Annotated in this window: 20 protein-coding genes and 1 pseudogene; 11 read left to right on the top strand and 10 right to left on the bottom strand. The window is 66.4% G+C overall.

Translation table 11 applies throughout. From position 1 onward, the window contains the following. The first annotated feature begins 25 nt into the window (after nt 1–25). From CKW34_RS01970 to CKW34_RS01960, 3 genes are read left to right on the top strand one after another with little or no spacing between them, the layout of a single operon-like run. Complete coding sequence (locus tag CKW34_RS01970) at nt 26–382, top strand: Rieske (2Fe-2S) protein (protein ID WP_006552493.1); 357 nt, start codon at nt 26–28, stop codon at nt 380–382. Continuing rightward, nucleotides 379–1,977: a gamma-glutamyltransferase family protein gene (locus CKW34_RS01965; protein ID WP_059383144.1), complete on the top strand. Its 1,599-nt coding sequence runs from the start codon at nt 379–381 to the stop codon at nt 1,975–1,977. Before CKW34_RS01970 ends, CKW34_RS01965 begins: the two co-directional genes overlap by 4 nt. Next, complete coding sequence (locus CKW34_RS01960) at nt 1,967–2,398, top strand: RidA family protein (RefSeq protein ID WP_229579895.1); 432 nt, start codon at nt 1,967–1,969, stop codon at nt 2,396–2,398. Before CKW34_RS01965 ends, CKW34_RS01960 begins: the two co-directional genes overlap by 11 nt. 99 nt (nt 2,399–2,497) lie before the next feature. On the opposite strand, the gene CKW34_RS01955 is transcribed toward CKW34_RS01960, so the two are convergent. Together CKW34_RS01955 and CKW34_RS01950 are read right to left on the bottom strand one after the other, a co-directional pair. Beyond that, a complete protein-coding gene (locus CKW34_RS01955; RefSeq protein ID WP_059383146.1) occupies nt 2,498–3,076 on the bottom strand; it encodes a DUF2231 domain-containing protein in 579 nt (192 codons plus the stop codon). A gap of 71 nt (nt 3,077–3,147) precedes the next feature. Further along, nucleotides 3,148–5,406, bottom strand: a complete 2,259-nt coding sequence (locus tag CKW34_RS01950) for a DNA polymerase III subunit gamma and tau (protein WP_059383212.1) — start codon at nt 5,404–5,406, stop codon at nt 3,148–3,150. Between the two features lie 131 nt (nt 5,407–5,537). Here CKW34_RS01950 and CKW34_RS01945 point away from each other — a divergent pair, with 131 nt between their 5' ends. Beyond that, nucleotides 5,538–6,185 carry a PadR family transcriptional regulator gene (locus tag CKW34_RS01945; RefSeq protein WP_059383147.1) on the top strand — a complete coding sequence of 216 codons (648 nt, stop codon included), beginning with the start codon at nt 5,538–5,540 and terminating at the stop codon, nt 6,183–6,185. A gap of 4 nt (nt 6,186–6,189) precedes the next feature. Here the strand turns inward: CKW34_RS01945 and CKW34_RS01940 are convergent, their stop codons facing one another. Beyond that, entirely contained in the window at nt 6,190–6,879 is a 690-nt protein-coding gene (locus CKW34_RS01940) for a GntR family transcriptional regulator (RefSeq protein WP_016691017.1), read from the bottom strand. A gap of 124 nt (nt 6,880–7,003) precedes the next feature. Between CKW34_RS01940 and CKW34_RS01935 the strand changes: the two genes are divergently transcribed. Genes CKW34_RS01935 through CKW34_RS01925 form a run of 3 tightly spaced genes read left to right on the top strand, consistent with a single transcriptional unit; the run spans nt 7,004 to nt 9,912 of the window. Beyond that, a complete protein-coding gene (locus CKW34_RS01935) occupies nt 7,004–7,900 on the top strand; it encodes a sulfurtransferase (RefSeq protein ID WP_059383148.1) in 897 nt (298 codons plus the stop codon). Nucleotides 7,901–7,960: 60 nt separating this feature from the next. Next, complete coding sequence (gene thiM, locus CKW34_RS01930) at nt 7,961–8,806, top strand: hydroxyethylthiazole kinase (protein ID WP_059383149.1); 846 nt, start codon at nt 7,961–7,963, stop codon at nt 8,804–8,806. Beyond that, a complete protein-coding gene (locus tag CKW34_RS01925) occupies nt 8,806–9,912 on the top strand; it encodes an LLM class flavin-dependent oxidoreductase (protein WP_059383150.1) in 1,107 nt (368 codons plus the stop codon). The genes thiM and CKW34_RS01925 overlap by 1 nt, the downstream gene beginning before the upstream one ends. A 21-nt stretch (nt 9,913–9,933) precedes the next feature. Here CKW34_RS01925 and CKW34_RS01920 read toward each other — a convergent pair whose 3' ends face one another. From CKW34_RS01920 to CKW34_RS01885, 7 genes and pseudogenes are all read right to left on the bottom strand, one after another. Continuing rightward, a complete protein-coding gene (locus CKW34_RS01920; RefSeq protein WP_059383151.1) occupies nt 9,934–10,710 on the bottom strand; it encodes a trypsin-like peptidase domain-containing protein in 777 nt (258 codons plus the stop codon). After that, nucleotides 10,707–11,186: pseudogene (locus CKW34_RS01915) on the bottom strand (HhH-GPD-type base excision DNA repair protein); the annotation flags it as partial. The pseudogene CKW34_RS01915 and the gene CKW34_RS01920, both read right to left, overlap by 4 nt. Nucleotides 11,187–12,577: 1,391 nt before the next feature. Next, nucleotides 12,578–14,146, bottom strand: coding sequence for a GmrSD restriction endonuclease domain-containing protein (locus tag CKW34_RS01905; protein WP_064059881.1), 1,569 nt, complete (start codon nt 14,144–14,146; stop codon nt 12,578–12,580). 810 nt (nt 14,147–14,956) lie between these two features. Further along, nucleotides 14,957–16,255, bottom strand: coding sequence for an LAGLIDADG family homing endonuclease (locus CKW34_RS01900; RefSeq protein ID WP_155418954.1), 1,299 nt, complete (start codon nt 16,253–16,255; stop codon nt 14,957–14,959). Nucleotides 16,256–16,764: 509 nt separating this feature from the next. Next, on the bottom strand, nt 16,765–17,169 hold the full coding sequence (locus CKW34_RS24225) for a hypothetical protein (RefSeq protein WP_155418955.1): 405 nt from the start codon (nt 17,167–17,169) through the stop codon (nt 16,765–16,767). 96 nt (nt 17,170–17,265) lie between these two features. After that, nucleotides 17,266–18,042 (bottom strand): hypothetical protein, encoded by a 777-nt coding sequence (locus CKW34_RS01890; RefSeq protein WP_059383155.1) that lies wholly within the window; start codon nt 18,040–18,042, stop codon nt 17,266–17,268. 392 nt (nt 18,043–18,434) lie between these two features. Continuing rightward, nucleotides 18,435–19,451, bottom strand: coding sequence for an AAA family ATPase (locus CKW34_RS01885; protein ID WP_157742099.1), 1,017 nt, complete (start codon nt 19,449–19,451; stop codon nt 18,435–18,437). Nucleotides 19,452–19,645: 194 nt separating this feature from the next. Between CKW34_RS01885 and CKW34_RS01880 the strand changes: the two genes are divergently transcribed. The 4 genes from CKW34_RS01880 to CKW34_RS01865 all read left to right on the top strand — a co-directional run bounded on the left by CKW34_RS01880 (nt 19,646) and on the right by CKW34_RS01865 (nt 23,916). Beyond that, the gene (locus tag CKW34_RS01880) at nt 19,646–20,320 is read left to right on the top strand and encodes an amidase family protein (protein WP_064059880.1); all 675 of its coding nucleotides are present in this window, start codon (nt 19,646–19,648) and stop codon (nt 20,318–20,320) included. 261 nt (nt 20,321–20,581) lie between these two features. Then, entirely contained in the window at nt 20,582–21,829 is a 1,248-nt protein-coding gene (locus CKW34_RS01875; RefSeq protein WP_059383157.1) for an MFS transporter, read from the top strand. Between the two features lie 171 nt (nt 21,830–22,000). Then, complete coding sequence (locus CKW34_RS01870; protein ID WP_059383158.1) at nt 22,001–23,386, top strand: aromatic ring-hydroxylating oxygenase subunit alpha; 1,386 nt, start codon at nt 22,001–22,003, stop codon at nt 23,384–23,386. Next, nucleotides 23,386–23,916, top strand: a complete 531-nt coding sequence (locus CKW34_RS01865; protein ID WP_059383159.1) for an aromatic-ring-hydroxylating dioxygenase subunit beta — start codon at nt 23,386–23,388, stop codon at nt 23,914–23,916. Before CKW34_RS01870 ends, CKW34_RS01865 begins: the two co-directional genes overlap by 1 nt. Nucleotides 23,917–24,003: the final 87 nt, after the last annotated feature.

Below are 24,003 nucleotides of genomic sequence, written 5' to 3'. Positions count from 1 at the left end.
CCTCGACAAGCCTGGAGGAAAGACCATGGAGTTCAAGCGAGTGGCCCGATCCGGGCAGGTGCCCGAAGGCATCGTCCGCCGGTTCTACGCCGAGGACTACGAGTTCGCCATCTCCCGACTGGACGGCAAGGCGTACGCGACGTCCAACTACTGCTCGCACCTCGACTGCCTGCTGTCGTCCGGCAAGCTCGTCCAGGACGGCATCGGATGCTCTTGCCACGGAAGCGCATTCGACCTCGAGACCGGTGAGCCGATCTGCCCGCCGGCCACCGAACCCATCAAGACCTATCCGTGCGAGGAGCGCGACGGGGAGATCTTCGTCGGGATCGATCCCGCCGAGCCGCCGGAAGGACCCCGTCGACGTCGGATGCGGTCGGCATGACCCGGCGCGCGACACGACCGGCGACGCTCGCGACCGGAGGTATGGTCGCGTCCAGTCATCCGCTCGCGAGCCTCGCCGGGGTCCGTGTCCTCGAGGACGGTGGCAACGCCGTCGACGCGGCCCTGGCGATGGCAGCGGTCACGTGGCTGACCCTGCCCGGGCAGTGCGGCGTCGGCGGCGACGCGTTCGCCGTGGTCCGCGAGCCCGACGGGTCGGTGTGGACCGTCAACGGCAGTGGTTACGGACCGGACGGCGGCACCCCTGATTTCTACCGGGAACGGGGACTCGACGCGATCCCGCTCGACGGGGCGCTCGCCGTCGCCGTCCCCGGCGCACCCGCCGCGCTGGCCGCACTGCACCGCCGGGGAGCGAGCAGGTCGCTGCCCGAACTGTGGGCGCCGGCAGCCCGGATCGCCGAGAGCGGCCTGCCGTGCTCGGCGAAGACCCGAACCGATGTGCAGGTCGCGCTGCGTGCGATCCGCGGCGACGCCGGACTCGCCTCGGTGTACACACCGGGCGACCGCGTCCCGCGCCTCGGCGACGTGCTTCCCCAGCCCGATCTGGCCCGCACGATCCGTGCGCTGGCCGAGGACCCGGGCTCGTTCTACACCGGCACGCTCGCCGAGCGCTGCGTGGCTACGCTGCAGGGGGGCGGAGCACCGTTCAGCGGCGACGAATGGCAGGCCGGGGCGGCAGTGGACGCGGAGGCGGCTCTCACCGGCACCTATGCGGGGCACGTCGTGCACCAGACCCCGCTCCCGACGCCGGGATGGATGGTCCTGCACCAGGCCGCCCTGTGCGACGACGCGCTCGGCACCCACCCTGTGCTCGGCGCGGCGTCGATCGACCGGATGGCCCGCGCGGCCACCGTCGCCTTCGAGGACAGGCTCCGCTGGTGCTCGTCGGACAACGACGGGGTCGCACGGGTGCTCGATCCCGCGAACATCGCAGCCGGTCGCGCACGGATCGAGGAGCGTGCACTCGCCGAGGCCTTCTCGGTCTCCGCCGGGGACACGACGTCGTTCGTCACCGTGGACTCCGAGGGGCGGGCGGTGTCGTTCATCCATTCGCTGGCGTTCACCTTCGGAGCGAAGCTCACGGTGCCCGGTACGGGCATCGTGCTCAACAACCGGCTCGGTCGCGGTGCCTACCTGATCGACGGGCATCCGAACGAGGTGGCGCCGCGCCGCAAGCCCCTGCACACGCTCAACGCGTGGATCGTCACCGACTCGGCGGGCGAACTGCGGCACGTGGGCAACACCCCCGGCGGCGACGGCCAGGTGCAGTGGAACATGCAGTTGCTGTCGCACCTGCTCGACCACGGCCTCGACCCCCAGGAGGCGGTCTCGGCGCCGCGCTTCACGGTCTTCCCCGGATCGGACGCCAACGTGCTCGGCGAACCGACCGCGTTGCGGATCGAAGGCGACGTCGCCGACGGCGTGTGCGACGAACTGCGCGAACTCGGTCACCGGGTGGAGGTGCTCGAACCTCTGGGCGCCGAGGGCAGTGCGCAGGTGATCTCGATCGACGACCGCGGAGTGCTGTCCGGCGGCAGCGATCCACGACAGGAGGGGGTGGCGCTGGGTGTCCTCTGACATTGCTGCTGTTGCACCTCGGCCGCAGGGCCGGTACGTCCCGGCCGTGCTGGCCGGCGACACCGTCCGCACGGCGGGCATGACCCCGCGTCGCGACGGCGAACTGATCCTCACCGGACGGGTCGGCGCGGAGGTCACCGTCGAACAGGCCCGGGCCGCCGCAGTCGTCGCGGTGGGCAACGCGTTGGCGGCGATCCGCGCAACGGTGCCGGAGGGCACGTCGTTCCGGCCGGTCGAGATGGTCGTCTACATCGCGAGCGCGCCCGGCTTCGTCGACCTGTCGGTGGTCGCGGACGGCGCGTCGGACGTGATCGAACGCGAACTCGGTGTGGACGCACTACCGGCACGCACCGCAGTCGGCGTCCACACCCTGCCCGGTGGGGCGCCCCTCGAGATCGCGCTCACCGCCGTGTGCGGGTAGACGGAGGTTCACAACCGAGAAACGAGGCTCACAACCCCGGTGGTCGACCATCGGGGTTGTGAGCCTCGTCTGCGGGTTGTGAACCTCGGCGACGAACGTTCAGCGCTTCGCGCCGATGTCCTCGAGCTCGGCTGCAAGATCGACGCTCTCGGACGGTCGCTGCCACCGATACACTCCCCCGCCCTGGGCGTAGGAGAGATGACCACCGAGAGCACCGCCGACGCCGACGGCGCCGAGACCGATCAGAGTCCACACCGTCCCCGCCCGGTCGCGACGGGCTCGTCGCGCGCGATAGGACGTCGCCATGGAGATCACCCCGATCGCGTTGGACACGGCATGCACCGCGCCGACCCTGCGCTGAGGGACATCCTCCAGAGCGGAGAAGTCGGCGTAGCCGGTGACGATCGTCGGAACGGCCGCGGCCAGTCCCATCGCGACGAGTCGCCGGGACGCATCGCGCTGCCCGGGTAGCGCGTCCAACGCCGCCGCGGACACCCACGATCCGATCGGGACGGTGACGAGAAGGGGATGGACGGGGTGTCCGAGCCAGGAACCTCGGAGCAGGTCGTCGACGACGGAACCGTCGAGGGCTCGCCGTATGCGCTGCGCGATGCGCTCGGCGGGCCGATCCACAGCGTCGAACGATTCGACGGCGCGCAGGAGTTCGTGCAGGTTCATGATGAGGCCATACCCGTCGGCAGCAGAGACGAATCGCCGACGCGGTCGATGCGACCTGGGACTCGGTACGGCTACTTCTCGTCGAGCGGTTTCGCTCCCAGCACGTCCTTGAGCAGCTCGATCGCGACTTCTTCAGGATCGCGGCGCGTCGACGGGTCGCCGGGCGTGGCCGCCTCGGCGAACATCTCCTCGACGTCCGCCTCCGTCATCTGCGACGGGTCGGGCGGCGGTGCGTCGTAGCCCGGGCCCGGATCGTCGGGAAGGTCGGGGGCTTCGGGCGGCGGGATATCGTCGACGCTCTCCACGGACGGACGTGTGAACGTCGGAGCAGCCGACTGTGCGGCCGCCGGGCGCTGCGGCGCGGCGGGGGCTTCGACGGGGGCGGGTGCCGCGGCGTTCTTCGCCTGGCTCGGCCGGGAGAAACGCGGCTGACCCGCCGGACGCGAATTCTTCTCGGGCGCCGGGGTTCTGGAAGGCGCCTCCGCAGCAGCGGCACCGTGGACGCAGGTGACCTCGAACTCCCCACCGAAGACCGCCTTCAGCGCATCGGCGATGACCGTGGCGTTGCGCGCGTCGGCGAGTCGCTTCGCGAGCGGAGCGGAGTCGTGCACGAGAACGACGCGGGTGCCGTCGACCGACCGTACGGTGGCGCCCGAGAGCATCACCTCGACGGTGCGGCTGCGTTCGCGGACCTTCGCGCGCACCTCCGACCACACGCCCCGCATCTGAGCTGCGTCGGGACCACCTGCCGCGCGGGCGGGCTCTGGTTCGGGTTCGGGTTCGGGTTCGGGTTCGGGCGCAGCCGACTCCTCGGGCACAGCCGGCGGAACCTCCTGCGCGACAACCTCGTCGGGCACACTCTGCGGCTGCGGCTCCTTCGGGACGGCGGGAGGTTGCGCCGCAGCGGGAGCCTGCGTCGGGGCAGGTGCCGGCTGGGCCGGTTCGGGCTGCACCGGCGCCTGCTGGGCGGGTGCCTGATGAACAGGTGCCTGCTGGGCAGGGGCTTCCGGTTGCGGCGGGGTGGCCTCGCGGGGCGGGTCGGCAGGCGGCGCCTCGACTGCCCGGCGCTGGGAGGGGCGCTGGAAACGTGCCGCGGGTTCGTCGGGCGAGATGGGCGGCGCGGCAGGCGCGGCGGGTGCCGACACCGGCTTCGGCGCGACACCTCCTGCCGGGGCCGCGACGATGCCCTGTTCGAGCCGTTCGAGCCTTTGCAGGACCGCGGTTTCCGTGTCGGACGCCGCAGGGAGGAGCATGCGCGCGCACATCACCTCGACCAGCAGACGCGGCGACGTCGCCCCGCGCATCTCGCCGAGCCCGGCGTGCACGATCTCGGCGTAGCGGGTGAGGGTGGCGGGGCCGAGACGGGTCGCTTCGTCGCGCATCCGCTCGAGGACGTCGCCGGGTGCGTCGACGAGTCCGCGCTCGGCGGCGTCGGGGACGGACTTCATGAGGATCAGGTCGCGGAGGCGTTCGAGGAGGTCGACGGCGAAGCGACGCGGGTCGTGCCCGGCGTCCATGACCTTCTCGACGGTGCCGAACAGCGCCGCGCCGTCGCCGGCCGCGAGCGAATCGACGGCTTCGTCGATGAGGGCGACGTCGGTGACGCCGAGCAGCGACAGAGCGCGCTCGTAGGTGACGCCCTCGGGGCCGGCACCGGCGAGGAGCTGGTCCATCACCGACAGCGAGTCGCGGGGGGATCCACCGCCGGCACGGATGACCAGCGGATAGACCGCATCCTCGACCGGCACGTTCTCCTGGCCGCAGATCTGCTCGAGCAGACCCCGCATCGCCGTGGGAGCGAGGAGCCGGAAGGGATAGTGGTGCGTGCGCGACCGGATGGTGGGCAGCACCTTCTCGGGCTCGGTGGTCGCGAAGACGAAGATGAGGTGCTCCGGCGGCTCCTCCACGATCTTGAGCAGGGCGTTGAAGCCCTGCGTGGTGACCATGTGCGCCTCGTCGATGATGAAGATGCGGTAGCGCGACTCGGCCGGAGCGTAGAAGGCTCGGTCGCGCAGCTCACGAGTGTCGTCGACACCGCCGTGGCTCGCGGCGTCGAGTTCGGTGACGTCGAGGTTGCCTCCCCCACCCGGGCCGAGCGACACGCACGACCGGCACGTTCCGCACGGCGCGGACGTGGGGCCGGTCTCGCAGTTGAGCGAGCGGGCGAGGATGCGCGCCGAGGACGTCTTGCCGCATCCACGAGGACCCGAGAACAGGTAGGCGTGGTTGATGCGGCCCGTGTCGAGCGCCGTGCTGAGGGGCACGGTGACGTGCTCCTGCCCCACCACCTCTGCGAAGGTCGCAGGTCGATACTTCCGGTACAGAGCCACGCGCCGAGCGTACCGGCGGCTGCCGACATGCACGGAGGTCGGTCCGTCCACATCTGTGGCCGAGACCACTCTTGCGTTAACGATATATCGAGATCTATCGTGATCGTATCGACAAAGAAGGAGACGCACAGATGCGAACCCACGAACATCCCCGCGGCCGTCGCCGCGCCATGCACGATCGAAATCTCCCCGGCGGTCCGTTCCGCGCCGACGGACCCCGCCGTCGCGGACACCACCCGCACGACGACGAACCCGGCTTCCACCCACACCGCGGTGGCGGCGGACGAGGGCACGGTGGCCCGCGAGGAGGACGACGCGGCCGAGCGCAGCGAGGCGACGTCCGCGCGGCCGTCCTGCGCCTGCTCGGCACCGAACCGATGCACGGCTACCAGCTCATGGAAGCGATCGCCGAACGGACGGGCGGCGCCTGGCGCCCCAGCCCCGGCGCGATCTACCCGACCATCTCCCAGCTCGAGGACGAAGGACTCGTCACGGTCGAGAAGGAGGGCGGACGCAAACTCGTCTCACTGACGGACGCGGGCCGCGCGTACATCGACGATCCGGGGAACGAGCTCATCGACCCCTTCGCCGGTCACGATCCCGATTCCGATGCCCCCGACCTGCGACTCGCACTGCGCGAACTGCAGGGCGCGACGCGGTCGGTCGCCATGAGCGGTTCCGATGCCGAGGTCGCCGCGGCACACGCTGTCCTCACCGAGGCCAAGAAGTCCCTGTACCGGATCCTCGCCGGCGACGCCGACACGTCCGATCGGGAGTGAGGGCTCAGCCGCGGGCGAAGAGGCGGATGCGCTGCTCGCGGCTGCGCTCGAGATGAGCACGCATGTGCTCGCGTGCCGCGGACTCGTTCCGCGCCCGCAACGCGTCGAGGATCTGCGCGTGCTCCCGGTTGAGCAGATCGGGTTCGCCGTAGTTGGACGGCGGCCCGGAGTCGTAGATGCGCAGCTGGGTGGTCAGTCGCACGAGCAACGTCGTGATCGTCGTATTGTGCGCGGCCTGCCACAGCGCCTCGTGGAACCGGAAGTTCCCGATGCGCACCGCGGCGTCGTCGGTGGCGGAGCAGCACGAATCGTGCAGTCGCTCGAGCCGGGCCATGTCGAGATCGGTGTGCCGGATCGCTGCCGCGCCGGCCGCCTCGGACTCGAGCGCGACGCGCGCCGCATAGATCTCGATGACGTCCTCGGGCGTACCCGAACGCACCCGGAAGCCGCGACTCGCCCGTTCGAGCAGACCATCGTGCGCGAGCCAGTTGAGCGCCTCGCGGATGGGGGTGCGGGACGCCCCGTAGGTCTCGCTGAGCTGGGTCTCGTGCAGAGCGGCGCCGCGTGGAAACTTCCCGGCGAGGATGTCCGAGCGCAGGCGCAGGTACTGCTTGGAGGTCTGGTCGTCGCGCCCGGTGGGCGGTTCGACGAGAAGTGAGCTCTCCAGCTCGGCCGTCGCGTCCTGCTCGGTCATCTACACCCTCCGTAGGCATGCCGTTTACGTGCGCCGATTATGCCACCGTCAACGTACGCATACTTGCGTATACGTTATTCGTCGTTTAGCGTCGCTTCTCGGACACTACGAGAGGACCCAACACGTGACCGAGGCGGCCTTCCGGGACGAACAGGTGCTGATCAGCGCCGAAGAGCTCGCGAGCGACCCCGGCGCCCACACGGTCCTGCACGCCACGGTCACCTTCCCGAAGCCCCGTTTCGACGGCGACTACCGACCGGAATCCGGCCACGCGACCTGGCGCGCCGCGCACATCCCGGGATCCGTGCACGCCGACCTGCTCGGCGGTTTCAGCGCCCCGGACACCGACCTGCACTTCTCCCGCCCCGCGCCGGACGACCTGGCAGCGGCTCTGGCCGCACTCGGGGTGACCCCGGACGCCGACCTCGTGATCTACGACGACGGCGGCATGACCTGGGCGTCCCGGCTGTGGTGGATGCTGCGCAACATCGGTATCTCCGCCCGCGTCCTCGACGGCGGCTTCGCCCGCTGGACCGCGCTCGACCTGCCCGTCGAGACCGGCGACGCCGCCGAACGCCGCGCCACCACAGCCCGGACGGAACTCCCCGACCACGGCCTGTGGCGCGACCGCGACGACGTGCTCGCCGTGGTGTCCGGGGACGCACCGGGCACCCTCGTCTGCGCGCTCGACGCCGAGCAGTTCGCAGGCACCGCCACCACTCGTTACGCGCGCCGCGGGCACATCAGCGGGAGCCGGAACCTGCCGGCCAAGAGCCTGCTCGCCGACGGCGTCCTGCGGAGCACCGATCGGATCGCCGAGCTGGCCGAGCAGGCCCTCGCCGATACGGCCCGGCCCCTGATCCTCTACTGCGGTGGCGGCGTCTCGGCCTGCCTGGTGGCGCTCGCACTGGTTCGGACGGGCCACGACGACATCGCCGTCTACGACGGATCCCTCGAGGAGTGGACGGCCGACCCCGCACTCCCCATGCGGACACTCGGAGAAGGGAAGGGCGACGCATGATGCGATGTCCGCGATCCTGACCCGCTTCGTCCCCTCCCCTATCTCCCGACAGGATCTTCCGTGACCACGACCCCCACCGTCGACGATCTCGCCGTCACCCTCGACGCCCTGCGTGCGCAGACGCCGCTCGTGCACTCGCTGACCAACATCGTCTCGGCCAACTTCCTCACCAACGTGCTGCTCGCCGCGGGCGCCAGCAACGCGCACATCGACAACGCGCACGAGGCAGGCGATTTCGCGCGCATCGCCGGTGGAGTGCTCGTCAACCTCGGTACGCCCTTCGACGAGACCTCGGTGGCCTTCGCCCTCGCAGCGGAGGCCGCGCACGATGCCGGCACCCCGTGGGTCCTCGACCCCGTCGGCGTGGGCGGACTCGCGTGGCGCACCTCGCTCGCCGCCGATCTGCTGAAGTTCCGTCCCACCGCGATCCGCGGCAACGCCTCCGAGATCATCGCGCTCGCGGGCCTCGGCGGTGACACTCGCGGCGTCGACAGCGCCGACGAGGCCGCTGCCGCCGTCCCCGCCGCACTCGCACTGCTCGACCGCGCGGACGCCGTGTCGGCCTCCGGCCCCGTCGACTACCTCGTCGGCCGCGACCGCGACGGCGGGATCGTCGGACTGCGCATCGCCGGCGGCAGCGCCATGCTGCCGCGCGTGACCTCTACCGGATGCTCCCTCGGTGGGCTCGTCGCGGCCTATCTCGCGGTCGCGGAGACCCCTCTCGTCGGCCTCGCGGCGGCCCACACGCACGTCGCGGTGGCGTCCGAGATCGCCGAGGAGAACTCCACCGGCCCCGGCTCCTTCGCCGTCGCCTACCTCGACGCCCTGTTCGCCGTGGACGCCGACACGCTGCGTGCCCGCGCCCGCGTCGAACCGTTCGAACTCCCCTCGAAGGACACGAAGTAATGCCCATCAAGACCTTCTGGTATCTCACCCAGGCCGACGGCGACTACCCCTGGAGCCCGGGCGGGTTGTACCCGGTGGACGGGCAGCGGCAGATCGAACTCGCGAAGACCATCGACAACGGCGGCTTCGAAGGTGCGCTCGTCGCGACCTGGCCGAACGACCCCTTCATCTCGGCCACCTGGGCTGCGGCGCACACCAGCCGCATGAAGTTCCTCGTCGCGATCTACGCGAACATGACGCCCGCGCGACTGCTCGCCGAGAAGGCCCTCACCTTCGACGCGTTCAGCGGTGGTCGTCTGATGATCAACTCGGTCAACGGCCGGGAGAACATCCTCACCAAGTACGACATGAACGTCGAGCACGACCGTCGGTACGAGCTCGGTGAGAAGTACTGGGCGGAGTTCCGGCGCATCTACGCCGAGGGCACCGCATCGAACTTCCCGAACACCCCGCTGCGCATCGATGCTCCTGCGGACCACTCGGTGCCGCTGTGGGGAACGGGCGACTCCCCCGCCGGTCTGCAGAACGCCGGCAAGGTACTCGACGCCTACCTGATCATGCTGCGCGAGACCTCGTTCGTCACGGAGAAGTTCACCGCCGCACGCGAATCCGCCGCGGTCGAGGGACGCGAGTACACCGACTTCGGCGCCCTGTCCGGCGTCATCGTGCGCCCGAACCGGGACGAGGCACTCGAGCGGTTCCGGTCGCTGTTCGAGAAGGCCGGCATCGAGCAGATCCAGGACGTGCTCGACAAGGCGGTGCGCCGCCGCACGCACGGCAAGCAGGATCTGAAGACCTTCACCGCGCGCGACGCGCAGCGGCAGGGCTGGGTCGACACCATCAACGCCGGCAAGCTGCCCGAACCCGAGGACCTGTATCTCGGCGACGGCCTCTACGCGGGCATCACCGCGTGGTCACCGCTGGACATCTTCGCCACGGGATCGTCGGCCGTCTACTACGTCGGCGACCCGGACGAGATCACCGGCCACGTGCGCACCCTGCGCGACGCGACCGGACTGACCTCCCTCATCCTCGCCGGATGGCCGCTCATCGACGAGGCGAAGAACGTTGCGGAACACCTGATTCCGCGTTTCGAGACGCTCTGACGGTAACGCGGGCGGGATCGGTCAGGGGGTGTCGACGAGACGGAACCCTGAGCCGATCCCGTCGCGCGCGTCGATCTCGGCGAGGATCCGGTCGGCCCGCTGGTAGGCGGCGAACCTCGTGTCGGGAACCTGCCGGTCGTCGGAGACCGCGGTCTGCGGGAACCGGTAGCCCACCGACAGTCCCATCCATTCGCCCGTCTCGGCGCGCACGAGCGGCCCGCCGGAGTCGCCGGGCCGCATGAGCAGCGGCGACGATATCAGGTTCCCGTCCACCCGCACATCGCCGGTCGCGCAGGCCACCGACGTGCTCCGCCCTGCCGCACAATGCGTTCCGACCGGCAACTCGCCCTCACCGAACGCCGCGACCGATTCGAGCACGACACGCTCTCCCCGGTCGTTGGGCACCGACGTGTTCGATCCCCGCACGCGGGTCTCGTCGAGCACGACCACCGCGTAGTCGGCGATCTCGTCGGTGGGAAATCCCAGCTGATCGACCGAACCCGTACTCGCGACGTCCGTTTCGGTTCCGATCGGCCCTCGGTGCTGCTCGTCGACCTTCCAGACGGGCGACGATCCCGTCTGGTAGCAGTGCCCCGCCGTGATCGCGACGAGCCGGCCCGCGTCGTCGTGCCCGACCGCCGCCACCGAACACCAACCCGGTGTCGGCTCTGAGGAGAACACGATCCCGTCGCCGGGCCGGAGGACGACCCGGTCGTCTCCCCCGCCGGCCGAAGCCACGCCCACGGTTCCCGCGGCGAAGGCGACGGCGGCGCCGCACACTGCTACGACGCGTCTCACGACTTCTTCGCTGCCTTCATCGACTTCTTGAACTCGCGCACCTCGCGCAGCGACTGCTCGTCGACGACGTCGGCGATCGACCGGCGCGCATCCTCGTGCCCGTAGTCGCCGGCGGCCTCCCGCCATCCCTCGGGTCGCACACCCATCTGCTTGCCGAGCAGGGCCAGGAAGATACGTGCCTTCTGGTCGCCGTAGCCCGGCAGCTTCTTCAGCCGTCGCAGCACTTCCTTGCCGTCCGGGTCGCCGGAGGTCCACAGGGCGGAGGCGTCTCCGTCGTAGTCCTCGACGATCGCCGCGCACAGCGCCTGGATCCGCTGTCCCATCGACTTGGGGAACCGGTGGACGGCCGGCTGCTGCGCGCACACCGCGACGAACTCGTCGGGATCGGCCGACGCGATGCGGTACACGTCGAGACCGCCGAGACGGTCGGCGAGTTTCTTCGGTCCCGCGAACGCGATCTCCATCGCCACCTGCTGATAGGTCTCCACGCGATGGAAACCCGTCCGTCGCTCTCTGCTACGTCCGACGATAACCGAAGTGGCCCGGTGTTCTTCATCCCGCCAACCGGGGCGGGCGCTCTCAGCATGGTGCAGTCCTGGCCGGGACGTGCTGAGAGTCCGCGACAGCCTGTTTCCAATGTGGGAGCGGGCTACTCGTCGTGGCCTGACGCGATGCAGGGATGCGGTTCGTGGGAAATTTCCGGGGTGGGGTTCACGACACCGGCACCCTTGGGTGCTCCGCTCGGTCGGTACCGCCGCCCCCAAGCGGCGTCCTTCAAGGTCCGTATCGGTTCCACGGGCACAGAACGTACGAAGCAGGGGCTGGTCCCCGGCTCCTGCACCAAGACTCAGCCAACCGTCTTCAGCTGCACAGGTTCTAAATCTCCGAGGTAGCCCCGAATTGCCGTCCTGATCTGCTCAGCGACCATGCAAATGTCCACCACAGTCTCGATGTCGGAGCGGACCCCCATCCTTGCTGCCGCTCTCGAACGTCGTCACGAACTTAACGTTCTTACAGTTCAAGTGAAGTCGGAGATCGTCTTCCGGTTGTTGTCGTCCAGCAACACAGAGAAGTACGACTTCGCATCCTGGTAAGCGATCTACTCCGGCCCAACCTCGGATACTGCAATTGCTCGAACGATGTTGAATCCTTCGAGTTTTTCCTCGGTGGTGACGATGTCAGCGTCCACGTCCACCGGCTCGACCGGAGCCGTTGGAGGCCGGCCGGAATCGCGGGTGCCGGCGCTGCCCCGACGTTCGGGCACACACTGTGTCGGGTGGCCCAGTGGACAGCCCTCCACGACGCTCGGGAAGCGAGGAATCAACGGAACGCCCTGAACGCACGGCGGAGGCGCCACGGTGCGTGACACGCTCCTCCGAGCGGTCGAAGGTCACCACTACGCTCGGGCGTCTACGCGCATCTCTTCGAGGACGACCATGCGGACGCGATGGCCGCGCTCGGAGCGATGGCGGGACCGTCCGAGCGCAGCGGCAACGTCGTGCCTATGAGGCGAGGCGGCTAGCTCTTACTGGCCGGAAGAATGCCGCAGCTCCGTGCAGAACCTCTGCCCGATGCTTCGGCGGTACGCCCCGAAGCGAGATAGCGACAATCGCTGTCTTGCAGAGTGGTGGGACGAGGGCACTCAGCACGAGGATGAGGGGGAGAAGGCTCACTTAGACTAGCTCCTTTCGACGACCATACAATCGCGACCTAGATGAAGGCAGCCTTCAACCAGGATCGGCTTCAGGTCTCTCGAAAGCGCTCGCTCTCTGTCGGTGGTGAACCAGCTGCGTCACTATAGGAGAGCCGCCTCCTGCCGTCAACTTATCGGCGTCCGCTCCGTTAGGTGTGGGCACATATGGAGGGTTCACTCCATCAGTTTGAGTGCGTCATCCACAAGCATGTTGGCACGGGATTCGACGAAGGTGTCGAAGTCATCGCTGAATAGATTTTCTGGGAGCAGTTGTGAGATCAGAATTTCATTGACATTGTCGCCCATAAGCTTCTTATACTCGGAGGGCGCCTTATCTGAGATTTCTCGGTTCTCTGAACGGTTTAGGAACGCAAAATTTGCGATGGCGCCCACGTTGTTTGCCGGATCGGTGTCCAACTTGGCGATATATGCCTTTGGGAAGCAGTGGTGGTACTCGCGGCGATTAGGTTCCGCGAGCACATCCTCAAGTTGGATTGCGCCGCCTCCAATAAAGGACCTGGGTGCGTGCGACGCTAACTGGAGGATGAACGTTTTGGTGGCGACGGTTCGATTATTGAAAGCGTTTTCGGTGTAGAAATCTGTGCTGATTTCTGCAGGAATGTCATCGAGGTCTGAAGGCTTACCCTCGCGCAAGGCAATCGCCTGCTGGACGTCCTGCTTAATTCTGATCGACGGATTTCCGCTATAGCGGTGAGTGAAGGCTGTTCGCCAGAACCAGCGCGAAAGAACTTCCTTGTGGCCTCGGCTTACTCCGGTCGACTGCTTCCGTGAGAAGTAAGCGCAGAGGGGGATCAACAGTCCAGGAAAGGGGAGGAACTTGAGGTGGCGTACTTGAAGCTCGGTGCGAAGAAAGTCGACCGTTCGTTCGAGGGACTTCACAATAACCTCGAACTTGTCCCGCACTTCGGCGCCATTGATGTCAATAAGTGCGGTCGGGGATGGATCCATGCGGAGAACGGTGGAAGCACACTTAAGCATTAGGTCATTGTCGGTTCCGATTTCGTCAAACCCGAATGCTTCGAAACGCTCTGATAAATCTGCAAACTTTTGCTGCAGGTCAAATTCCTCGCTCCAAGTCCAGGCAGTAAGAAGCTGGAAGGTGTCGAGTTGTACGCCTAGGCGGTTTACTCGCTCAAAGACGATTGCGACGCTGGTTCTGTCCTCTTCGATGAAGGTCTCGACTGGGATTAGAGTTCCGGCGAATTTTGACTGCACTAGGACAATTTCGCGGAGTCGGTCATTGCTGAGATCGTGTTCGCGTTGCTTGTTGGCAAATTCAACGGGATCGAAGAAGACTGAGAGCGGAAAGTGTCGAGAAGGGTCGACATTCTCTTTTGCGAGTGCCTGGAACTGGGAATCTTGAGCGTCGGACTTGGCTTCGAAGTCGTAGTAGATCGGTAGCCACACCTCGGGATCTTCGACGTCGCTTGTCAGCGTGGTTTGAAAGGTTGAGAATATTGAGGTTATCCGCTGCTGTCCGTCTAGCACGTAATCGATTGGGTAGTCAACCTCCGGCTCGGGAAGTTGGAAACTGCCCAGGTCCTTTTCGGTTTTCAGTTGGGTTCGTGTTCGCCACAAGAGAATGGATCCGAATGGGTAGCCTTTGTAGATGCTGTCCATCAGTAGTGCGGCCCTATTCGGTTCCCACACGAAGGCGCGCTGAAAGCCTGGCACTCGGATCTCGCCGCGAAGCACTCGATCGATCAGTCGTGTGATCTGCATTGGCTCGCTCACTCTCAGGGACTCCAATCTCGCTGTTGGAGACACTCTGTCACATGGCGCCGACGATCGAGTGCGTCAATCCTGCCCGTTTCGGCACGGGTCGGTGGGTCGCGCGGACCGCACTGGCCGTAGTGCAGTCCTTCTCGCGGCGTATTCGCGGCGTCTCCGGGAATGAAGAAGGGCGCTCCCACTCGGGGGAGCGCCCTCTACCTGTTGAGACTCTGGAATCGATGACGGGAATCGAACCCGCGTATTCAGCTTGGAAACCCGTACATGATGGCTCGCCCGCATAACCGCCCGGTCAGGATGGGGGCCTGGGGGGCTCCCCCCTGGGGTGCGCTGACCTGGGGAAACGCTGATCGATGAGCATGATCGCTTGGGCATGGAAATGCCATCTGACTGCGGATATACCCTCATCCCTGCCCTTCCCTACCCTCTCCCGTGTCCTGTATGCCCTCACTCACACCCACACGTGTGCCTAGTGCTGCCCATACAGCACACACAGCCGCATACACACAGGTCACAGCCCATATCCCCACCTCACGCACCTACACACCAGGGCAGACACCACCGCTCCCGCCACCAGAGGCTGCTCACTACGTGACTGATACCGGGTCGGAGGCAGTCCCGGGCAAACGATGTGCCATCTTGCCAGCGTGAACACGGTGCACACCAGGGCAGACGGCTAGCGACGACACAGGGCACGGCAGGACGTGACTAGCGGAAACGCGGCGTGGGCCGCATACCGCTGAAGAGATTCTGGACCGATTCTCAGCTACGTGGGCGAAGTCACCGCCACTGATTACGCATTTAACCGCCCGTCTGGCGAAGGAGCTGACGTCGGCGATTGCGGATCGACCTGACCGAGCGGTGAAGCTCGCTGGCGACGGCCCTGGTCGGCTCGTCGGGGCAGCGCTTCAGGTGGCCGAGCTTGTCGAGAATGACGGCGTCTTCCTCAGGGGTGAATTGCTTCTTCCAGCGCGGTGCTTGCCCGCCAGCATCTCGCCACGCCTGGCGATAGTCGACTTCCTGGGTGTTATGAATGAGGTGCCCCACTGGGCCGGCTTGATACAGGCGGTCGGCGGCATCCACCTCGATCCGCCGGGTCGGCAAAGTCTTGACCTTACGAATGCTGGCGATCGTGACCCAGTCTCGGCGACTACTGCCCACTCGAATAGTCTTGCGCGCAAAGGCAAAAGGTTGAATGCGCCAGGGGGTGAAAGACACTCGATAGTACCCACCCTCGCGGCTGCGTGCGTCCCCCACGAATGAGATAGTTGGCAGCTGCCCAAGACTGCGAAGGAGCTCGACGGCATCCTCAGCGAGGCGCCTGCGTCCTATGAACACGCATTGCTGAGCAGTTGTGGCGCAACCGTCCGTGTCCATCAGCCCTCGGAGAAGCTCGAGCCGTTGTTCGGTTCCCGACTGCATGTAGTTAGATGGGATGTGCTTGCTACGGAAGCATTCCATTTCTCGCAACCGGATCGCCGGAATCGGACGGTTAGCAGCCTGATATCCCGCGGAGCCGGAAAACGACAGCCGGGCAACATTTTCCCCAGATTTCAGTCGACGGGTCCGGATTCCCCGAGACGCGAGTTGACGCTCCAACTCCTCGACGTCCTCCCAGCCAGACGCGATGTTGCAGTCGCCAGTCGACCCGTCGCCGAGCCACACCCCCAACAGGTACGGATCGATCGGAAGGCCAACGGTTGGGGTCTGCCGAGCTGCAGCGCGTGGAATCGCGAACTTGCGGTCCTCCTCTGCCATCTCGCGGGTAGTCCTAATCCTCGACCGGGCGTCGGAGGCAACCACCTCGGTCAGCCACAGATGCTCACCGCTCACAACGATCGATGTCGCAAGGCGGCCCGCCCGCTGCCCCCCGGCGAACGCGACCTCGTAGCAGTCATGCCCAAGCTCCGCTGGCGGTGCGTCCACCACCCGCACGGGCGACCCGTCGGAGCCGAAGACCGCGTCTCCGGATTTCAGCTGCCCCACTGTTGTCCATCCGGTCGGCGTGGGCATGGGTGTATCGACCGATATCCCCCCGGCATCGCTGACAGCCAGGTTGCTCTCGACGGCGTAATTGCGTGCACGCTGCTGCGCGCTCACCCGCGCCCGGTAGCCGGCGCTGTACTCCCGTTGCGCCGCGCTGCAGGCCGTGCATCTGCACCGATGCCGCATATACCCCGCCCTACCGTGCTCAAATTTGCAGGGCTCACCCGCTGCACACCTCTTGCAGACACTCATACGCGCATCCAAGCACCACCTGCCGACACGCCTTTGGCGTCGGGGGAGCGACTCTCGGCAGGCCGACGTGTGTCGCCGGCCAGCTGTCCGGCGGCGAAACGGAGGCTCACCGAGGTGCCGGATGAATGGTTCCTGGTACATGCTCAGGGAGAGTCCCGTCGACAGGTTGCGGCAGTAGTCCTTGGGTGGCGCTTGTGGATTGGCGTTGCGGTTGGCTCCGAGCGCCAGACCGACAACGCAGCCGCGACTGCAGTGCAGAACCTGAGCATCAACAGCGAGTTCTTATCTGATCGCAACGCATTGACGGCACTCGACATGCCGAGGGGTCCGCCCGACCCCTCGGCCGCTGCATTGTCAGTTCAGTTGCGGCGTCACGGTCGAGTGCTGTTGATCGTCCCGCCCCCGCCGGCCAGTGCCGCGTGGAGAACGCGGGTGCCGTTGAGCGGCATGGTCGATGAACGCTGCCGGGTGGCCCCGGCGAGTGCTGAGCGAATCAAGTCCGGTGTCGATTGCGCTGCCTGCTGCTCTGCCTGATGCTTCGCCTCGCGGTCGGTGAGGAACTCCTCGTGTCGGCGGTGGGACTCGATGGCGAGGTCATACCACTCTGGTTCCGACTTATCGTCGGGGAGGCCAGGAACCGCCGTGACGTGGCGCGCCTCGAGCCGACGACCGACCGCCTGAGCAAAGCCGCCTTCGACTACATCTGGCTTCCGATTGGTCGAGTTGATCTGGCGGATCAGCAGTGCTGCCGCGCTGAGTGTTCTACGGATTGTCATTTGATCTCCTGGCATTACTTGATAGAGGGATGTGGGGGTTGAACGGCCCACCAGCGATCAATCGCCCGTGGGCCGTTCGAGGACTGCTTAGGGAGCTCAGCGCGCCATCGTCACGCCACTGCTGAACGTCTCTGGCGTGATCGCCAACGATCGTCGAAGTTCGGCACACTCGCGGAGGGTGTTGATCCCGAATTCGATTCCTTCGCGAGCGGCGGTATAGAACACCTTGTTGAGTGCATCCATCGCCTGGTCCACATTCATGTACAGGGCGGCATCGAGCTTGGCGAGCTGGAGTGCATTCGAAGGTCGCAGGATGCGAAGCGGCACATCGACGTTGAGTCCGGTGAAGCCTGGAAGTGCTCGGGTTCCCGCGACCCATGACGAAGCCTGGTTGAGGTGGGCAGCTTCGGATAGAGCGATCTGGTACGCGGCCACTGCGCCGGCGCCCGCCTGCAGTAGCGATGCAGCGTCGAATTTTTCGGGGAGATCGGCGACAGCGGCGACATACGCCGCCGCATGCTTGTCGAACTCCGGAGTCAGCTGCTCGATCACTACTGGAACGGCAGCAGTCGCCTTGCCCAGCACGTCACTTGCGGCAGCTTCGAGCATCCGCTGCTTGGCCTCTTCCAGCGGGGTACGGCTGGTGTGATCGCCTGTCTTCAGTGCCGGCATCAGCCGGTTGGCGAAATCGACAACCTTCTCCTCTGCGTTGGCGGCGGTGATGTCGGTCAGGTCGAACTGGACTGCATGACCGGTCTCGACCCAACGAATCGCTTCGAAGGTCTCGACGGCGGTTGCGAGTTCCTCAGGAAGCTCGACGCCCAGGCTGTTCCAACGGCTGACGGCGTCGGCGGTGCTGATGATGTTGTACATAGTTTCCTTACTGTCGTGGGGTGCGCTGTCGCACCCCTGATGAGAGCTGCCGGTTGGCAGCCCGGATTGCCACCCGTTCCGGGGTGGCTGATGTGGGATTCGGTTGTCCGATGAGAGGACAACCGGACGAAAGATCACCGGATGTCCGGTGATCCATCGGATTGTTCTGAGCGGCAGCCGCATCCAGACGGCTGCCAGTGATTGATGTGATCGATGCCGATCACCTGATGAGGCCGGTCCATGCCGGCCTAGTCATCTGGTCTCTCCCCAACCGCTACGAAGCGGTTGAGAAGTGGGTGGTGGTGGGAACTTGTTCACACCTATAGGAGGGACACCACCACCACCAGCTCACCACCGGCGGAAACGTTCCGCCACAGGTGGACCGACAACACCTACGCGGCGAGCGCCCACGTCGTCGACGCACCTTCCCCGGTGCGGCGCAGCAACGCCGCTACAGCACCGCGAGTGAGCTTGTCCTTGCAGGTTGCCCGCGACTTGTTGAACTCGTCCGCGACCCGAACCGCGGCCTGGTTGACTCCAACGCCCTGGCAGTTCTCGACCACCCAGGCGGCCATGCGGGCGTTCTCGTCCAGGGTTTTCGGCGACCGCTTCTGCTTCGGCTTGTCGTCGATGTCGCTTCGCGAGACCCACGGACCACGCTTCAGAACCCTGTAGTCGGGGCCGGCCATCGGCTCGGCAACGATCTCCAGCGGCTGATCCAGCAGGTTCGACTGAATCACCAGCGCGGTGTTGCCGCCGCGAAGTCTGCGCTTGTTGGTCTGGCGAACCTGGATCCAGACACGAGACTTCTGGACCGCTGCGGACGCTCCCATCGGAGGAGCACCTGCGACCGTCATGCCCTTCTCCGACTCATGGTGGAGGACCACCACGGGAACTCCACGGTTCGTGAGACGGGTCAACCCGTCGAACACCGTCGTCATCACGGCGGCATCGTTGGTGTCGCCGGTAGCACCCATGAGGTTGTCGAGCACCACGAAGTTGATTTCCTCGGCCAGGAGATGATCTGCCAGCGCTTCCCACTCGTCAGCCCGTGCAATGCGCCCGACGTGGTACGCGGGAACCTCGACATCGACATCGGCCAGCGCCGTATGGATGCGGTCGCCGTACTCTTCATCCGAGCCGGGATCGGTCCACAAGATCGTCGGCTTCCACAGCTTGGCCCTGTCGGTCGGTTGAAGTCCAAGGAACTCACGGTCCTCGACCAGCAACGACAACAGCAGTGAGCTGACCAGGTACGACTTCCCGACGTTCGACCTGCCGTAGATCATCGTCACCGAAGAACAAATCACATCAGGGAACACCCAACGCTCATGTTGCTTGGAACGTTCGTACGCTTGCTTGGTCGTGGAGCGCGGGAACCGCCTCGCGATGTCAATTGTGTGGCTCAAACGATTGACCTCCTCTGGTCGGTTACGCGCCGAATGTCGGCGCTGGTTGTGCTCCCGGACTGCGTGGTCCGGGTGATGTGGTGTCAGTCCGTCAGATCGGTCTTGAGGGCCCGCATCGCGTCGCGGTCGCGGCCCTTCCCCTTCGAGGGATATCCCCCTCTATCTGTTACGGAATACTTCGGCGGCTACGCCCGGTGGCCCGTACCTTCGATGCACGATCGGAGGCCGCGACGGAGCACGAACTTCAATCCCCGGTCTTCGGGCTCCGGCGGCGGGGTTTCGCCCCGCTTCTTCGCGGCGACCACCGCCAGTTCCAGGACCGGTTGGGCGCCTACCGACTCGAACGTAGCGTAACCGTCGCCAGGGCACTGGCGTCCCTGGCGGTGCCGTCGATCGACTACATGACCGCGGCCCGCAATCGCCTGGTCTATCAGCACGAGTACAACCGCATGTTCGCCGAGAACGACCTCGACGCCGTCCTCGTACCCGGATCGAAGGTCGACGGGGCCCGGCGCCTCGAGATCGCCGGTGTCGCCGTGTTCTCGGGTGTGACCGGCACCGTCGGCTGGGCCAACCTGACCGGCGCTCCCGTGGTGGCCACCCCTGCGGGAAGGTCCGCAAAGACCGGACTGCCCTTCGGGGTCCAGATCGGCGGACGCCCCTGGGACGAGAGGACCGTCATCGAGATCGCCCTCGAACTCCAGGCCGCCCGGCCGGACCTGCTGGAGTCACCGACGCTGGCGCCCGCTCCTCGCGACATCCCCCGGGCCCGCGTCGGCACCCCCGGACCCGGACCCGACCCCACCAACACCACGAACGTCGGCTTCGGGTTCCATTTCCTCCCGACGACGTCGACCGACCCGATCTGACCCGGCGGCGCCTTCCACGTAGGCCACATCGACCATCCCGCTCGCCTGGATACCGATCACCCCTGCGATACCGGCGACGCCGAGCCGACCGCTCAGGCGTACGGCCGCTGCAGTATTCGCCGTTCCACAGTGCTCGTTTCAGCGAGCTCCCCGTGTTGCATCCGCCGAACCGGAGCAGTCGATTTCACCGTCATGTAAACGTTGAGAAACCGGATGTCGTCCCGATTGACAAGATGCCGTCACGGATAACAATATGTCGACATGACTCAGGCTGAGCTGCAAGCGCCCAGTTCCCAGCCGCGAAACTCCCCCGCACCGCGCCACTACAAGTGGGTCGTCCTCGCCGCGGGCGTGTTCGCGCAGGCGTCTGCGGCGATGGTCCTGCAAGGGCTCCCGAGCCTCGCTCCCGCCTTCCGCTCGCAGTACTCACTGTCGCTGACCATGCTCGGGCTGGTACTGGCCGCGAGCACCGCCGGACTTCTGATAGCCCTGGTGCCCTGGGGAGTGCTCGCGGACCGGATCGGCGAACGGTGGGTGATGACTATCGGCCTGACGTCGGCCGCAACCGCCCTCGTGACGGCCGGGACCACCGACCGGGTCGGTCCCCTGATCGCCGCACTGGTCGCGGCCGGCACGGCGTGCGCGAGCGTGAACGCCGCGAGCGGGCGCGCCGTTCTCATCTGGTTCCCCAGAGCACAAAGGGGATTCGCGATGGGCGCCCGGCAGACCGCGATCCCGCTCGGCGCCGCGATCGCCGCCCTGACACTTCCGGCGGTCGAGAGCCGCTGGGGCCTGACCGGGGCGTTCACGACGATCGCCGTCACCTGCACCGTGGCAGCCGTCGTGGTCGCGGCACTGGTCCGCGAGCGACCGGCCGAGGACCCCGACGGCCCCGACCCGGCCACCGCGCCGGGCGAGTCGGCGGCAGACGACCGCCGCACCGCCCGCTGGTTGTGCACGGTGTCGGCGTTGCTGGTGGTCCCGCAGATCGCGATCGTCAGCTTCATGGTCGTGTACCTGGTGGACCATCTCGACGTCTCACTTGGCGTCGCCGCGGCACTGCTCGCTCTCGTCCAGTTCGGTGGCGGCATGATGCGCCTGATACTCGGCTTCTGGTCCGATCGCAGCGGCAGACGGGTGCACCCGCTCTTCGTGATCGCATCGATCACAGCGCTGCTGTTCGTCGTGCTGGTGCCTGCCACGATCGTCGGCGGTCCGGTCGCGCTGGTGGTGCTGGTCTGCACGGGTTTCAGCGCGGTCAGCTGGAACGGTCTGGCGTTCACCGCCGTCGGCGAGCTGGCGGACCGTCGACGCATCGGGCTGATGCTGGGCATCCAGAACACCGCAGTGGCCGCCGGGATGATGCTCACCCCACCCGCGCTCGGCGCGCTGCTCGACCGCACCACCTGGCCCGCCGCCTTCGGCGCCGTGGCGGCGATCGCGACGATCGCGGTCCTGGTGCTGTCCCGCCTGGCCCGCACCGAACGCGAGCGCACGTTACGTCCGTGATGCATGTCGGTTAAACCCGCCGTCTCCGCCTTGACAGCCTCTCGACCCATTGATCGAATATCTCGTACTACGAGACATCATCTTGCATGAACTCGTGATGGAACAGTTTTGCCGCTACCGCTGCCCCTTCGACAGCCTCCGACAGCCCTTCGTCACCCTGGGAGCCCTCACATGACAGCACTGCTACCCGGCGCCGACACCGCCGCGCCGAGTACCCGACTCGACGTCGGTAACACACTGATCGCGCAGGACTGGGATGCGCTCACCTTCAAGGTGCACCGGGCGGCATACCGCGAGCAGACCGTGTTCGACCGTGAGCGCCAGGCAATCTGGGGCAACACGTGGCTCTACCTCGGGCACGAGACGGAAATTCCCGAACCGGGTGACTTCAAGACCCGCACCCTCGGTGGCCGGCCGCTGATCTTCGTGCGTGACCAGCACGGAGTGGTGCAGGCGTACCTCAACGCCTGCCCGCACCGAGGAACCATTCTGTGCCGCGAAACCGAAGGCCGCACAAAGCTGTTCCAGTGCTTCTACCACGCATGGACGTTCCGGAACTCGGGCGAACTGGCCGCCCTGCCGGACAACGAGGCCTACCCGCAGGACAGCGCGTTCGTCGAATCGCTGTCGCTGCGGCGAGTTCCCCGGCTGGGGATTCACGAGGGCTTCGTCTTCGTGGCCTTCACCGAGGACGTCCCCGATCTGCTCGATCATCTCGGCGCCGCAGCCGACTACATGTCGATGACGGCATCGATCGGCCCGCAGGGCATGACGACCCTGCCCGGCGTGCAGAAGTACAGCGTCCGCGGCAATTGGAAGCTTGCGGTCGAGAACGCGATGGACGGCTACCATTTCGCTCCCACGCACAACACCTTCGTCGGGTATCTGCGGGAGACGGGCTTCGCCGTCACCGACGACGACCAGTACGCCTACGACCTCGGTGACGGCCACGGACTACTGATCCTCACCGGCCACAACGGACGGATCGGAATGATCTGGGAGCCGCGATTCGGTGAGACCGAGAAGGTACGGACCGAGGAGAAGCGAGCGGAGATGGTCACTCGCCTCGGGGCGGAACGAGCCGCGCAGGTGGCCGACGCATCGAAGATCCTGTTCGTCTTCCCCAACCTGCTGCTGTTCGACCTCGAGGCACTGACGATCCGCCAACTCGAGCCGGTCGCCCCCGGCGTCACCGACGTCCGGGCATGGCAGTTCGTCGAGGTCGGCGAGCCGGACGAGGTCCGGGCGCTGCGACTGAAGACGATGGCGAGCTTCGTCGGACCGGGCGGCCTGGCCACACCCGACGACATCGAGGCCTACGAGGCGGTGCAGCGGGGCGTCGCTGCGACCGACGGGCTGGACGCCTACGGCGAGTACGGATTCGGGGACCTGGACTGGAGCGACATGTCTCGCGGAATGGCCGACGACCGTGCCGGGACCCGCGGGCGCTCGGTGGACGAGGGCGCGATGCGCAGTTTCTGGCGCCACTGGAGCCGCCGGGTCGGGAAGTTCCCCGGCCTCGGCATCGAGACCGAACGACAGGACGTGGAGCACTGATGACGACATTCACCGAATCGAGCGCGGATACCGTCGCACCGACGTCGACACGATCCGTCTCGCGCACCGAGGTCGAGGACTTCCTGTTCCACGAGGCCGCCGTGCTCGACGAATGGCGGCTCGACGAATGGATCACGCTCTTCGTCCCCGGCGCGCACATGCAGGTACCGACCACCGATCAGGCGGCACTCGGCCCCGAGTCGGCCGGCTATTTCGTCGCCGACGACTGGGACCTGATCCAGGCCCGGGTCAAGCGCCTCAAGAGCCGCAAGGCGCACGCGGAGAATCCCCATTCGCGTACCAACCGGCTGATCGGCAACGTCCGTGTGCTCGACCGTGAGGGCGACACCGTCCGCGTCGCAGCGAACTTCGTCATTCATCGGTACCGCGACGGTGGAGCCTTCTGCTATGTGGGCCGGTACGACCACCTCCTGCAGGTCGAGACCACCGGTCTGCGATTCCTCACCCGGCGGAGCGTCCTCAGCAACGAATCCATGGATCCGGGCGCCCGCCTCAGCTTCATCGTCTGATCTCCGAGCAGTAACCAAGAAAGGCTTTTCCTACAACAACTCTCACACGCCACTGGGCCGTCGACTTCATGCTTCCGCCCCACTCGC

The organism is Rhodococcus rhodochrous, from assembly GCF_900187265.1.
In the GTDB taxonomy this organism is placed as follows: domain Bacteria; phylum Actinomycetota; class Actinomycetes; order Mycobacteriales; family Mycobacteriaceae; genus Rhodococcus; species Rhodococcus rhodochrous.
This window is presented reverse-complemented; position numbering and strand designations above follow the sequence as displayed.

What these genes read in the sequence shown, in the direction of transcription:
- CKW34_RS01970 (WP_006552493.1), top strand. Translation starts at nt 26, where the DNA reads ATGGAGTTCAAGCGAGTGGCCCGATCCGGGCAGGTGCCCGAAGGCATC.
- CKW34_RS01965 (WP_059383144.1), top strand. Translation starts at nt 379, where the DNA reads ATGACCCGGCGCGCGACACGACCGGCGACGCTCGCGACCGGAGGTATG.
- CKW34_RS01955 (WP_059383146.1), bottom strand. Translation starts at nt 3,076, where the DNA reads ATGAACCTGCACGAACTCCTGCGCGCCGTCGAATCGTTCGACGCTGTG.
- CKW34_RS01945 (WP_059383147.1), top strand. Translation starts at nt 5,538, where the DNA reads ATGCGAACCCACGAACATCCCCGCGGCCGTCGCCGCGCCATGCACGAT.
- CKW34_RS01940 (WP_016691017.1), bottom strand. Translation starts at nt 6,879, where the DNA reads ATGACCGAGCAGGACGCGACGGCCGAGCTGGAGAGCTCACTTCTCGTC.
- CKW34_RS01925 (WP_059383150.1), top strand. Translation starts at nt 8,806, where the DNA reads ATGCCCATCAAGACCTTCTGGTATCTCACCCAGGCCGACGGCGACTAC.
- CKW34_RS01905 (WP_064059881.1), bottom strand. Translation starts at nt 14,146, where the DNA reads ATGCAGATCACACGACTGATCGATCGAGTGCTTCGCGGCGAGATCCGA.
- CKW34_RS24225 (WP_155418955.1), bottom strand. Translation starts at nt 17,169, where the DNA reads ATGACAATCCGTAGAACACTCAGCGCGGCAGCACTGCTGATCCGCCAG.
- CKW34_RS01890 (WP_059383155.1), bottom strand. Translation starts at nt 18,042, where the DNA reads ATGTACAACATCATCAGCACCGCCGACGCCGTCAGCCGTTGGAACAGC.
- CKW34_RS01875 (WP_059383157.1), top strand. Translation starts at nt 20,582, where the DNA reads ATGACTCAGGCTGAGCTGCAAGCGCCCAGTTCCCAGCCGCGAAACTCC.
- CKW34_RS01870 (WP_059383158.1), top strand. Translation starts at nt 22,001, where the DNA reads ATGACAGCACTGCTACCCGGCGCCGACACCGCCGCGCCGAGTACCCGA.
- CKW34_RS01865 (WP_059383159.1), top strand. Translation starts at nt 23,386, where the DNA reads ATGACGACATTCACCGAATCGAGCGCGGATACCGTCGCACCGACGTCG.